General features: G+C 62.0%; 10 protein-coding genes. 5 read left to right on the top strand and 5 right to left on the bottom strand.

Annotated features, from left to right (window positions below):
* Positions 1–99 precede the first annotated feature (99 nt).
* Positions 100–1308, top strand: a complete 1209-nt coding sequence (locus ACFC20_RS14710) for an OmpA family protein (RefSeq protein ID WP_375193673.1) — start codon at positions 100–102, stop codon at positions 1306–1308.
* Between the two features lie 86 nt (positions 1309–1394).
* A complete protein-coding gene (locus ACFC20_RS14705) occupies positions 1395–1874 on the top strand; it encodes a hypothetical protein (protein WP_375193672.1) in 480 nt (159 codons plus the stop codon).
* Here the strand turns inward: ACFC20_RS14705 and ACFC20_RS14700 are convergent.
* Entirely contained in the window at positions 1831–3105 is a 1275-nt protein-coding gene (locus ACFC20_RS14700) for a methyltransferase (protein WP_375193671.1), read from the bottom strand. The genes ACFC20_RS14705 and ACFC20_RS14700 overlap by 44 nt on opposite strands.
* On the opposite strand from ACFC20_RS14700, the gene ACFC20_RS14695 reads away from it, so the two are divergent.
* Complete coding sequence (locus tag ACFC20_RS14695; protein ID WP_375193670.1) at positions 3104–3847, top strand: tRNA/rRNA methyltransferase; 744 nt, start codon at positions 3104–3106, stop codon at positions 3845–3847. The genes ACFC20_RS14700 and ACFC20_RS14695 overlap by 2 nt on opposite strands.
* 103 nt (positions 3848–3950) lie before the next feature.
* Here ACFC20_RS14695 and ACFC20_RS14690 read toward each other — a convergent pair whose 3' ends face one another.
* Positions 3951–5258: a D-amino acid dehydrogenase gene (locus ACFC20_RS14690; protein ID WP_375183245.1), complete on the bottom strand. Its 1308-nt coding sequence runs from the start codon at positions 5256–5258 to the stop codon at positions 3951–3953.
* Between the two features lie 125 nt (positions 5259–5383).
* On the opposite strand from ACFC20_RS14690, the gene ACFC20_RS14685 reads away from it, so the two are divergent.
* Both ACFC20_RS14685 and ACFC20_RS14680 read left to right on the top strand, forming a co-directional pair.
* On the top strand, positions 5384–6193 hold the full coding sequence (locus ACFC20_RS14685; protein WP_375193669.1) for a TatD family hydrolase: 810 nt from the start codon (positions 5384–5386) through the stop codon (positions 6191–6193).
* Complete coding sequence (locus ACFC20_RS14680; protein ID WP_375183243.1) at positions 6190–7398, top strand: HD-GYP domain-containing protein; 1209 nt, start codon at positions 6190–6192, stop codon at positions 7396–7398. The genes ACFC20_RS14685 and ACFC20_RS14680 overlap by 4 nt, the downstream gene beginning before the upstream one ends.
* Before the next feature lie 2 nt (positions 7399–7400).
* On the opposite strand, the gene ACFC20_RS14675 is transcribed toward ACFC20_RS14680, so the two are convergent.
* The 3 genes from ACFC20_RS14675 to ACFC20_RS14665 all read right to left on the bottom strand — a co-directional run bounded on the left by ACFC20_RS14675 (position 7401) and on the right by ACFC20_RS14665 (position 11704).
* Positions 7401–9737 (bottom strand): PhnD/SsuA/transferrin family substrate-binding protein, encoded by a 2337-nt coding sequence (locus ACFC20_RS14675; protein WP_375193668.1) that lies wholly within the window; start codon positions 9735–9737, stop codon positions 7401–7403.
* Positions 9734–10693: an ABC transporter substrate-binding protein gene (locus ACFC20_RS14670; RefSeq protein WP_375193667.1), complete on the bottom strand. Its 960-nt coding sequence runs from the start codon at positions 10691–10693 to the stop codon at positions 9734–9736. The genes ACFC20_RS14675 and ACFC20_RS14670 overlap by 4 nt, the downstream gene beginning before the upstream one ends.
* A gap of 102 nt (positions 10694–10795) precedes the next feature.
* Complete coding sequence (locus ACFC20_RS14665; protein WP_375193666.1) at positions 10796–11704, bottom strand: lysine exporter LysO family protein; 909 nt, start codon at positions 11702–11704, stop codon at positions 10796–10798.
* Between the last annotated feature and the right edge of the window lie 28 nt (positions 11705–11732).

Raw genomic sequence — 11732 nt, 5'->3', positions numbered from 1 at the left:
ATTTTTTTGTGTTTTTTGGCCTACTACCGTCCACTGCGTTGCGAGACCCTGCCCGCAGGCGGTAGTGGCGCAGTCACGATAACGAACAGGAGGTTCCGAATGAACGTCATTCGTCCGATGTCTGCGGCCGTGCTGGCCGCGTCTATAGCAACACCCGCCCTGGCAGACCGTCAGGAAACCGTTTACATCAATCCCTTTGCCGCATTCCAGCTGTTTGACGACAAGCGCGATCTCAGCGAAACCGGCACCTTCGGTGTGGGCGTCGAGTACCGCTTTTTGCCCAACTGGTCCGTCGAAGCCCTTTACTCGCGTGCAGACGCTGACCGCAAATACGTTGCGGGCGAATCCGAGTTCGACGAGATTCGGGTAGACGGGACTTATTACTTCGCCGGGCCTGACGAAGCATGGAATCCGTATGTTTCCATTGGCGCCGGACACGCTGATTTCGGCGAAGACCCCGCTGGTCCGCTGACCGCTGGCAGCAACCACGACGAGACCCGGGTAAACGTGGGCACCGGTGTTCGCTACAACATCAACGACACCGTGTCTCTGCGCGGCGACCTCCGCGAGTTCCACGGCATTGACGAAAGCACCTTCGACACCCAGGTGTCCCTGGGCATCAGCTTCGCGTTCGCCCGCACGGTGGCTGATACCAAGCCGGTACCGGCACGTCCGGCCGACGCGGATGGCGATGGCGTACCCGATAACCGGGACCAGTGCCCGGGCACACCGGCGGGCGCACCCGTTGACAGCAACGGCTGTGAACCCGATGCCGATCGCGACGGCGTGGCAGACGCCCGCGACCAGTGTCCCGCCACGCCCAGCGGCGCAGAGGTGAACAGCCGTGGTTGTGAACTGGACAGCGACAACGATGGCGTTGTGAACAGCAAGGACCAGTGCCCGGACACGGCGGCCGGCGCCCAGGTCGATGAAACTGGCTGTGAAGGCGTCACCGAGACCATCCAGACCTTCACCATCGAGGTGCAGTTCCCGACCAACAGCTCGATCATCGGCAATGCCTACGACAACGAGATCCGTCGGGTTGCGGAGTTCATGAAAGCGAACCCGGAAACCGTGGTTGAAATCGCGGGTCACAGCGACAGCCGGGGCGAAGCGGGTTACAACCAGTTCCTCTCCCAGCGTCGCGCCGAATCGGTTGCCGCACGGCTGACAGGCCCGCTGGGGATTGATCCGGCGCGGGTGGAAGCCGTAGGTTATGGTGAGGAGCAGCCCATTGCCTCCAACGAGACCGCCGAAGGCCGTGCCGAGAACCGCCGGGTGGAGGCACGCATTCAGGTTCGCCGCTAGATCAATGCACTCAGCGGAGTGACCTGACAATTGGAAAAGGCGCCTGCGGGCGCCTTTTCTGTTTCTGAAAACACTCGGGGAAAACGATGCGTCGATTCCTGATGCTCATGATCACCCTGACTGCCCCGGCCGCCTGGGTACAGGCGGAGGTATTCCGCTGCGAGGTGAATGGCAGCCCGGTGTTTTCAGATCGACCCTGTGGCGAAGACGCCCGTTCAATCAGGCTTGAGGACAATCGGATTGGCGGCCGCTTTGACCAGAACCTGCCCGCAACGACACCGGATGCGGAGGATTCGGAGGGCGAGGCCAGTGATCCGGAACAGGAGCCCGGCACCTGCCGGTTCATCAACTCCAACGACCTGCGCCGCTACCTGGTTCGCGAACAGGTTGTTCAGGGCATGACCCGGGATAACGTGCGCCGGGCCTTCGGCAATCCGCCGGAGACCTACACCAGCCCACAGGAAGTCTGGATCTACCAGACCCGCTACTACGGCGCGCTGTACGAACTCACCTACGTGTATTTCAGGGATGGCTGTGTGGAGCGGGTGGAGTATCGCAAGCCCTGACCGCATCCAGCAGCAGGTTTCGAGGCGTCAGCGATCGCTCACAGAAGGTTCCGAGGGTTACCCGGTAGCCCTGCTCTTCCAGATACACCGCGTAATCCAGAACCATCCAGAGTTCCAGCGGGCGCCGGAACAGGTGGCGCACCAGCTCATACCGCCGCACCTGCTCAAACCGTCGCTCACCGAACGCCTGCCAGTGGCTGAAATCCAGGCCCGCAGGCAGCGCCAGGCCTTTCTTTGCCGCCGCCCAGCGGCAGAACGCCTCGAAACCCTCGTTGACCAGTCGCGGCGGGTGCGACGGTACGGGCAGATAGTCATCCTGTCCTCTCAACGCTCGCTGAAGCCCGTCAAAGCCCAGCCGCCACTGGCTGATCCGGCGGGTCTGCTCACGCACCCGGGCGGGGGCAGTCACGGTTTCCTGCACTGCCAGGCGCAGGTCATTCGGGGTGAGTTCGAGTGCTGGTTCATGGCCCGAGCCCTGGCTTGAGAGCGGCCGATAGTGCTCGGCAGCGGTAAGGTGATAACAGCAGGGCGAGAGGCTGAGCCGGGGCAGGCCCGCCAGGGCGCCACGTTTGAGCAACTGCCGGTGCAGGTCGCCACAGGCATGCAGGGCCACACCGTGGTGGTCCGCCGGCAGCGTCAGATTCGGGGCCATGACATCCTGGCAATGGATCGACACCCGGTCGCCAAACTGCACGGCCAGGCGGTTGCCATCACGGACCAGTTCCCCGTCCCATTCATACCCGGTAGCCGGGCCGGGGCAGTGCGGTGCCAGAGTTCGTGACAGGTGCCCCTTGCCACAACACCAGTCCAGGGGCGGTTTTGAGAGTGGCAACAGGGCCGAGGTGAAGGCCCCTGCCTGAAGGCGCTTGCGACCAGGCATATCGGTGGCGCGGATTTCAGGAAGTGTCGCCGCCGCCACGCCGTCCGTCGATGGTGAGAGCACCGGCAGTTGCACCAGAGCCTCGTAATGGACGAGGTCGGGGACCCACCGGGCAGCCTGCTGCGCCAGCCGTTCGGGGGCATCGTCCAGGCGCTGGCAGGCGTCATCGGGTTGTGCCATCAGCCAATCGGCAAGCTCCGGATACTGACGCACCCACTCAAGCTCCGGCGTCATGAACGGCGCCGGTTGCCAGAACGCCCGATGGGCCACCAGCCAGTCGTTGAGTTGTCGCCAACGCTGGTAAAAAGATGCCGCGCCCTGGTGTAAACTCGCCGCCGGAGGTAACGTCATGCAACTGGCCTTTGTACTTGTTGAACCCAAGGTTCCGGAGAATGTCGGAGCGGCGGCCCGCGCCCTGTGCACCATGGGCTTTGGCGAGCTCTGGCTGGTGAATTCTGAGCTGCATACCCGCCCGGAAGCCCACTGGCTCGCCCACGGCAGCGACCACATCCTGGACAATGCGCGCATTTTCCCCGATCTGGCGGCGGTAAGAAACTCCGTAGACCTTCTGATGGGCACCTCGGCCAAGCCCCGGCACCAGCGCCAGGACTGGCACAGCCCCGCGCGCCTGCGGGAGGTTCTGGCCAGCAAAGGCTCGTCCGTAGCCACCGCCGCACTGGTGTTCGGCCGCGAGGATCGGGGCCTCTCCAATGAGGAGCTGGCCCAGTGCGACCTGCTGACCGGCATCCCCATGAAGGTCGCCTACCCGTCGCTGAATCTCGCTCAGTCCGTGATGCTGTATGCCTGGGAAATGTCCGGCTTGTCGGTTGCCGAGTTTCAGGAAGCAGATTCCGCCGACCCGAATCGCCTGGGCGCGCTGCGCGGTCGCCTGGAGGGCCTGCTGCCGGAGCTGGACACGCCGCCCGAGGGGAAGCTGTCCCAGTGGGTCTTTGAGCGGCTGCCGTTGCTGTCAGACCGGGATATCGGGTTTGTGCATACGCTTTGCTCGAACATCGAACGTGCCCTCGACTCTCAAGCGCGTTTTGTCTCGCGGAAGAGCCGGACGGATAAGCCTTCCCGGGATACGCTGTGAATACCTCCATGTACGCTCGACGAAAACATCCATGTTTTCGACGATCCCGGGAAGGCTTATCCGTCCGGCTCCCGGGCCTTTTGCGCGCAACTATCTACGGAAACTATTCCTGAAATCTTCCCGGGCGGAAGGCGTCCAGGCAGATGGTAGGTTCCTCGCCATCGATGACCTGGCCGATGACGTCGGCACTGCCAGCGGACAGGGTCCACCCGAAGGTGCCGTGGCCGGTGTTTAAATAGAGGTTCTCTCTGGGGCCGCGGCCGATGATGGCTGGCCCATCCGGGGTCATGGGACGGAATCCGGTCCAGGTTTCGGCGGCGTCGAGGTTGGCGCAGCCGGGGAACCGGGACTCGACCGATTTGCGGATGGTCGCCAGTCTGGCCTCCGGAATATCGCGGTTGAAGTCCGCCAGTTCGACAAATCCTGTGGCCCGCAGACGGTTGCCCAGGCAGGTTGAGACGACTTTGTAATTGTCGTCATGGATGGTCGACGTTGGGCCACGATCGGGGTCCGTCATGGGCACCGTCAGGCTGTAGCCTTTCACCGGATAGATCGGCAGGTGCAGGCCCAGGGGCTCAACCAGATGGTTGGACCAGCAACCGGCGCTGATCACTACCGCATCGGCGTCCAGGGCCTCCGAGGTGCCGTCGCGGTTTCGGACCAACACGGCACTGACCCGCCGAGCGTCCGCGATCAGGCGCTCGGCTTCCACGTCGTAGCGCACCTTCACGCCGTTTGCCTCGCAGGCCGTTGCCAGCCCCTTCGAGAACAGATGGCAGTCGCCGGTGCCGTCGGTGTCGTAGCTCAGGGCACCATGAAGCGGCCCGCTGCCGACCATGCCGGGTTCGGCTTCCCGGACCTGCTCCGGTGTGAGCAGGCGGGAAGGAATGTTCAGCTCGTTCAGCAGGTCATGAGTGGCCCGGTATCCTTCCATCGCGTCCGGCGAGCTGGCCAGATGCAGCAAGCCGCGATGGTCGCCGTCGAAGGACAGGTCAAGCTCCTGTTCAAGCGCCAGGAAACGCTCCCGGCTGTGGATGCCCAGGCGGAGCATGGCCCGGCGGTTCAGGCCGAACAGGCCCGGCGACCAGGCATAGCGGAGGGTGCTCACCATGAACCTCAGGGTTTCCACCGAGGGCGGGAACCGGAGCTTCAGGGGGCCATCCTGCTTGAGAATCCAGGGGATGGCCTTGAACACCATGGCCGGATCGGCCCAGGGGTACACCACGCCATAGGAGCGCTGGGCGGCATTGGCCCTGCTGGTTTCGTTGCCGGCGACGGCATGGCGCTCGAGCAGGGTTACCGAATGCCCCCGGCGACTCAGTTCATAGGCGGTGGTCATTCCCACAACACCACCACCGACGACCACAATGTGCATTCGTTTCTCCCGTTGCCTCGTTCGCGGCCGCTCCAACGGCCCCACACGACTGCCTATGAATGTAATACACGCCAACAATCGAACAAGCTGGTAGACTTGCGTGACCAAATTCACAGAATAGCAGCCATGTCCCTGGTTGCATTGGAGTCTGGTTCCGGACAATGAGCAAAAAACGTCGCGAAATTCCCGTTTTCGATCAGCCGATCATCGAAACTCACTGCCACCTCGATTACCTCAAGGATCGTCCTCTCGAGGACACCCTGGAGCAGACCCGGGGCGTGAACATCGAGAAGGTGATTACGATCGCGGTGTCACCGGACAACCTGTCCCGGGTGCGGGAGCTCAGCCAGATTGCACCCTGGGTCTACGGTACCCAGGGTATTCATCCGCACGATGCGGAAAGCTACTCCGACGACGTCGAGACCGAGATTCGCGCCCACGCCCGGGATGCAAAAATTGTCGCCGTGGGCGAAATCGGTCTCGATTATTTCTATGACAACGCCGACCGGAACGTCCAGCGCGAGGTGTTCCGTCGCCAGCTGCAGATTGCCTGCGACACCGACCGGCCTGTGGTGATCCACAGCCGCGAGGCGGATGAGGACACCATCGAGATTCTCGGCGAGTTCGAGGACACGCTCAAACGCCGCGGTGTAATCCACAGCTTTACCTCGGGTCCGGGCCTGGCCCGCTACGCCCTGGACCAGGGCTGGTGCCTCGGCTTCAACGGCATTACCACCTTCAACAAGGCGGAGAACGTGCGTGACATCGTGCGCATGGCACCCATTGACCAGATCCTGCTGGAAACCGATTCGCCATTCCTGACGCCAGTGCCCTACCGGGGCCGGGAAAATGCCCCGTTCTATCTGCCGTTCGTGGCCGAGAAGATCGCCGAGGTGAAGGAGCTCCCGCTCGACACGGTCATCAGCCAGACTTATACCAACAGCCTGCGGACGTTTTTCCCCAACGAATGATCAAGCGCGTCCCGGTTTCAGCCCTCCGGGTCGGCATGTACATCACCGACCTCAACAACGACTGGATTCCCCATAACAGCCAGCGCAAGCGTGGCGTGATCAAAAAAGAGGAAACCATCGAGAAGATCCGGCGGATGGGGGTCCAGTTCGTATACATCGACGCCTCACGGGGCCTCGACACCCAGGATTCTGAAACCGCCGCCGAAGTGGATCGAAGGAATGAGTCCGCCCTGCAAAGGGCTGGCGAGCAGTCACCGGGCGTGCGTGCCCGGGTTCCGCTCGAAGAGGAAATTGTCATTGCCCAGCGGATCCACAGTCAGGCCCAGGGCCTGGTGGGCGATTTCATGAACAATGTGAAGCTCGGCGGCGCCATTGATATTGCCCCGATTCACAAACTGGCAGACGAACTCCAGCACTCGGTGTTTCGCAATGCCAACGCGCTGAGTTGCCTTGGCCGCATCCGGGAAAAAGACAACTACCTGCTTGAGCACTCGGTCAACCTGAGCGTACTGATGTCGCTGTTTGGCAACTATCGGGGCCTGTCAGCCGATGTACTCCACCAGACCATCGTCGGCGCCCTGCTGCACGACCTCGGCAAGATTCTCACGCCCGACGATATTCTGCACAAACCCGGCCGCCTGAGTCCCGAAGAATTCGAGGTGATGAAGCTCCACGCCCGCCACTCTCGGGACATCCTGGCGGCGACCGAGGGCATCGGCGAACTGACCGTGATCACCGCCGCGCAGCATCACGAGCGCCTGGACGGTTCCGGCTACCCGGAAGGCCTGAAGGGCAACGAAATCTCCGAATACGGGCGCATGGTGGCCATCACCGACGTGTACGATGCCATTACCGCAGACCGCGTGTATCACAAGGGCCTGACGCCCACCCAGGGCCTGAAGAAACTGCTGGAGTGGAGTGGCGATCACCTGGACCCGGTGCTGGTGAAGGAGTTCATTCGCTGCATAGGGCTGTATCCGGTGGGCTCACTGGTGCTGCTGGAAAGCGGCCGGCTTGGGGTGGTGGTTGAAGCCAACGACAGCGACCAGCGACTGCCCACGGTCAAGGTGATTTACCACACCCGGTTCCGCATGGCGATTCCGGTCGAAACCCTGGATCTGGCCCGGCCCGCGGCCCACGACCGGATTGTTCGGGCAGTGGATCCCGACGAGTACCGCATCGACGTCCGGAAGTTTCTGGCCTGAGTTCAGTCCGCGCGCGGAGAACCGCCTGCCGACTGTCCGGGTGATGACGCCTGAAAGGCCTCTCCGGCATAGCGAACGTAGCGATTTCGACCCTGCTGTTTGGCCCGGTACATGGCCTGGTCCGCCTGGCGTAGCAGCTGGTCACCGTCCAACTCCTCCAGTGCCTGTTCGTTCTGCACGGGCGCAAACAGCGTGTAGCCGATGCTGGCCGATATCTCGACACTGTGATCCATAACCCAGGCCGGTGCCGAGATTTTCGCCAGCAGGCGAGCGAGCAGGGTTTCCAGTGTTTTCTGGTCCTGCACGTCCATGATAATGGCGGCAAACTCGTCGCCACCCAGGCGGGCCAGGGTGTCCTCTTCGCGAAGCTCGGCCCGCATGCGGCTGGCCACTTCAACCAGCAGCTGGTCACCGGCCCTGTGACCATAGGCATCGTTAACCGGCTTGAACTCGTCCAGGTCGATGTAGGCCACCGCCAGCCGGCTGCCTTGCCGACGCGTCAATGCCATAGCCTGCTGCAGGCGGTCAGCAAACAGAACGCGGTTCGGCAGTGCGGTCAGGGCATCGTAGTGCGCCATAACGCGAAGCTTGCGCTCCTGCTCCTTGAGACGACTGATGTCGCTAAAAATGCCGACAAAGTGGGTCACCTCGCCCTGCTCGTCCCGCACACTGCTGATGGTGGCGGATAAAATTAGTTCGTCACCATTTGGGTGCCGGCTTGGAAATTCCCCCATCCAGAAACCCTGGCTGCGGGCACTGGAGAATACCGAGATACCCTCGTCCATGGGCAGTGGTGGCAGGCGCCCCACGGCACGGGACCGGGAACGTCCGGTAATGGCCCGGTAGGCATCGTTCACATCGATCACCATGCCGTGATTATCGGTGATAAAGATGGCCTCCCGGGCGCATTCAAACACGCTGGCTGCCAGTCGCTGGCGCTGCTCCGCCTGCTTGCGGGCGGTAATGTCGTACCAGGAGCAGAGCACCAGGGGATCGGTCTCCCCTTTCTCGTGGATCGGCGCCAGGGTCATGTCGACATAGACATCAGAACCATCGGAGCGACTGAGCAGCCACTCGCTCTGCATGACCCTGTCGGCCGCGACTCCCTCCAGAAGCTGCTCGAGCTTTTCGTAGGAAATCTGGCCGTCGTCCTGTCGGACCGGCGAGAACGCCGCCAGATTTCTCCCCAGCATGGTCGCCCCCGAGCGGTGTTTGAGCAAATCCATGGCCGCCCGGTTGATGTCCATCAGAACACCGTTCCTGAGCATCAGCATGGGCTGTGGCCAGCTCAGAATCAGTCGGTTCAGGCGTTTCTGCTCGGTCGCCAACTGACGCTTGCGCTTGCCCAGCCAGAGAGAACTGGCCACCAGCAGGATCAGCAGAACCAGAATGGTTACAACCCAGAGCCGGTACTGATCCAGTACGTCCACCCAGGTCACCTGGGGCATCTGATCGTAGGGTGGCACCCTTAAGGTACGCGCCAGGTACTCCACCGACTGGTAATCCGCGGGTGGTGAGAATCCGGCAATGCCCATGGTCCGGGCCAGCGGATCTTCCGGCTCAATGGCGAACAGGGCCGAAGCCACCCGCCGGACGATACGCGGGTCAACATGGGGCAGAGCAACCAGGGGCCATTCGGGGTACAGTCGCGTTGACACAGCAAACGGGAATTCCGACAGCTGCTGGGAATTCAGCACCTTGATCTGATCAAACAAACCGGGAATCTCATCCACCATCTGCTCCAGGATGGCGGTTCGGATAAAACCCACGTCGGAGTCGCCCGAGAGCACCGACCGAACGACGCGATCATGGGTGTCGAGGTACCGCACCAGGTTCTGCCGCCGAATATCGACACCTGCGTCCCTCAACTCCAGAACCTGAGCCTGATAGCCGCCCAGGAAGTGGATCCCGGGGGAGGCGATAATCTTTCCCCGCAGGTCTTCAAGAGACTCGATGTCCGGGCGATCCGTCCGAGTGATGATGACCCCTCCGAGACTCGTCGTGGAGACATCGCCCGAGCTACGAATAAGAGTTGCGAGAACGCCGGTAAGACTTCGCTCACTTCGAATCTGCAGAAAGTGGCTGGGGTTGGTCAGGAACAGATCTACACGATTGGCGGCGACCGCGCGGTTCATGGCGTCCTGGTTCAGGACTTCGAGCCGGATGTCGACGCCGACTTGCTCGGAGAGATAGTCGGCAAGCGGTGCGTAGCGCTCCTGCAGGATGGTATCCGGTCGATAGGCGAAGACACCGAGCGTTAGACCCTCTTCGGCGCTGCCAGCAAAGACGTCCGCAGAAAGAAGGAGGACGAGCAGACCGAACCTGAGTCGCTTCCTCAAGACAGCCTCCTCGGCAGAAATGAAGGATCGCTCAGGTTCTGCAGGGAGGGCTGGGTGGCGATCAGGCCCGCTCCGAACATCAGCCGGGCAAGAGAAACTGCCGTAACCTCTATTCGTCCGGACTCCGCCAGATAGCGCTGATTGGCGGCCAGGTCTGGCAGTGTAATAGTCGCCAGAGCCTGCCGAACATCCGTTGGCGAGACGCCCTGGCGGTTGGCCACCCGATACAAGGCGTCGTGGATGCCCCGTACCAGATGCTTGAGCCCGGCAAAATGAGCCGCCACCAGATCCTCGATCGCACCAGGGTTCTCGGCGGCGGTTTTGCGGGTAACAACCAGCAGGTCGAAAATGGTTTCGGGTAGCTGACGGCTGTCGAACAGGCGAACGCCTCCGGCCCGAACCAGCAAAGAGGCCACCGGCTCGTAACTCACGGACGCATCAACCTCGCCCCGCTCCCACGCCTCGGCATGCTGGCTGACCGGCAGATCAACCAGATTCAACTGATTGCGATCCAGTCCGGCCACTTCCAGAATCTTCAGTAAGAGAATGCCCGAGACACCGTTCATCTCCACCGCCACGCGGCGGCCCCGCAAATCGGCCAGACTATCGATACCCGGCCTGACCACCAGAACATCCGCGCCCGCGGAAACATCAGCCACTGCGACCACCACCAGATCCATTCCCCTCGATATCAGACGAATGGTCTCATCGAGCGTCAACGCAGCCCCGTCCAACGATCCCGACAGCAGGCCCTCCATGGAACTGGTCGCGGAGGAACCGGAGCGCAGCGTCACCGACTCCGGCAGCCAGCCAAAATCGCGGGCGAGGTAAAGCGGCTCGTAACCAATCCAGTGGTGAATACCAAAAGTCAGGGGCGGTCGGGACCAACAGCCAGAGAGCCCCCCAGAGGCAAACCCGGCGGCGAGAGCTAAACCTAGGAATCTGCGGCGCTGCATCGGGTTCTGGCCTGGTCAGATCATTAACAATTGTCAATAAAGGCAAGTGTACCGCCTGTCATCTTACCGGTAAAACCGCATCTTGCCTTGCACGGGATCAATTTATCCCAGAGAAAGGAACACGGCCATCAGCACCGGCGAAAGGAACGACAGCAGAAACCCTGAGGCAATGGCCACGGGCACACAGGCAAGCCCGCCGCTGCTGCGAATGACCGGCAGTGTGAAGTCCATGGCGGTGGCGCCGCCATAGCCGATGGCCATGGCCGGCCGACGGGCAATGAGCATCGGGATGATCGCCAGCGCGACAATTTCCCTGAGTACGTCGTTCAGGAACGCCACCCCGCCCCAGGCGGGCCCGAGAGCTTCTCCAATCACCACACCGGAGAGGGAGTACCATCCGAATCCTGATGCCACCGCCAGGGCATCGTGCCACGGCAGACCCAGCCAGGGCACGAGCGCAGCCCCGGCAACCAGCGAACTGGCGGCCAGGGCCAGGGCGATACCCAGCCCCTGGCGATTCATCAGCAGCTTGCGCAGCGACAGCCCGGCATTACGAAGTTGCACCCCGATCAGGAACAGCAGCACCATCAGCGACCAGGTGGCCAGCTTTTCGACCATTGGAAATACCGGCAGCAGGTAGTATCCGGCCAGCAAACCGACAACCACCGCCAGCAGCGGCTTCAGACCCGCCAGGAAAAGCCGGCGATAGCCGTGGTTCAGTGCGTTCTCAGCGGGTTCAAGTGACATGGGTTGCCAGCGATGAAACAGCCACAACCCCACCATGTTGGCCACAAAAAGGCTGGCCAGCAGCATCAGTACCTGGGCCACCATACCGCCCAGTTGAGCGGCCAGGCCCTCCATCTGACCCAATCCCAGCCCCAACAGCACGAGGATGAAATACACCAGCCCTTCAACGCTGTAGTGAATCAGGGTCATGACCCTTCGGTTTTCCAGGGCCAGGGCAAAGCCCAGAAACAGCGGGGCGAGAATCAGCAATGCGCCGGTGAGCATGGTATTCCTCAAAGCAGGGATAGAGGCC

The organism is Marinobacter sp. (assembly GCF_041984545.1).
Classification (GTDB): Bacteria; Pseudomonadota; Gammaproteobacteria; order Pseudomonadales; family Oleiphilaceae; genus Marinobacter.
The sequence above is the reverse complement of the archived record's forward strand: the minus strand, read 5'-3'. Positions and strand labels throughout refer to the sequence as shown.

Coding starts and splice junctions, on each gene's coding strand:
- ACFC20_RS14710 (WP_375193673.1), top strand. CDS start 100: ATGAACGTCATTCGTCCGATGTCTGCGGCCGTGCTGGCCGCGTCTATA.
- ACFC20_RS14705 (WP_375193672.1), top strand. CDS start 1,395: ATGCGTCGATTCCTGATGCTCATGATCACCCTGACTGCCCCGGCCGCC.
- ACFC20_RS14695 (WP_375193670.1), top strand. CDS start 3,104: ATGCAACTGGCCTTTGTACTTGTTGAACCCAAGGTTCCGGAGAATGTC.
- ACFC20_RS14700 (WP_375193671.1), bottom strand. CDS start 3,105: ATGACGTTACCTCCGGCGGCGAGTTTACACCAGGGCGCGGCATCTTTT.
- ACFC20_RS14685 (WP_375193669.1), top strand. CDS start 5,384: ATGAGCAAAAAACGTCGCGAAATTCCCGTTTTCGATCAGCCGATCATC.
- ACFC20_RS14680 (WP_375183243.1), top strand. CDS start 6,190: ATGATCAAGCGCGTCCCGGTTTCAGCCCTCCGGGTCGGCATGTACATC.
- ACFC20_RS14670 (WP_375193667.1), bottom strand. CDS start 10,693: ATGCAGCGCCGCAGATTCCTAGGTTTAGCTCTCGCCGCCGGGTTTGCC.
- ACFC20_RS14665 (WP_375193666.1), bottom strand. CDS start 11,704: ATGCTCACCGGCGCATTGCTGATTCTCGCCCCGCTGTTTCTGGGCTTT.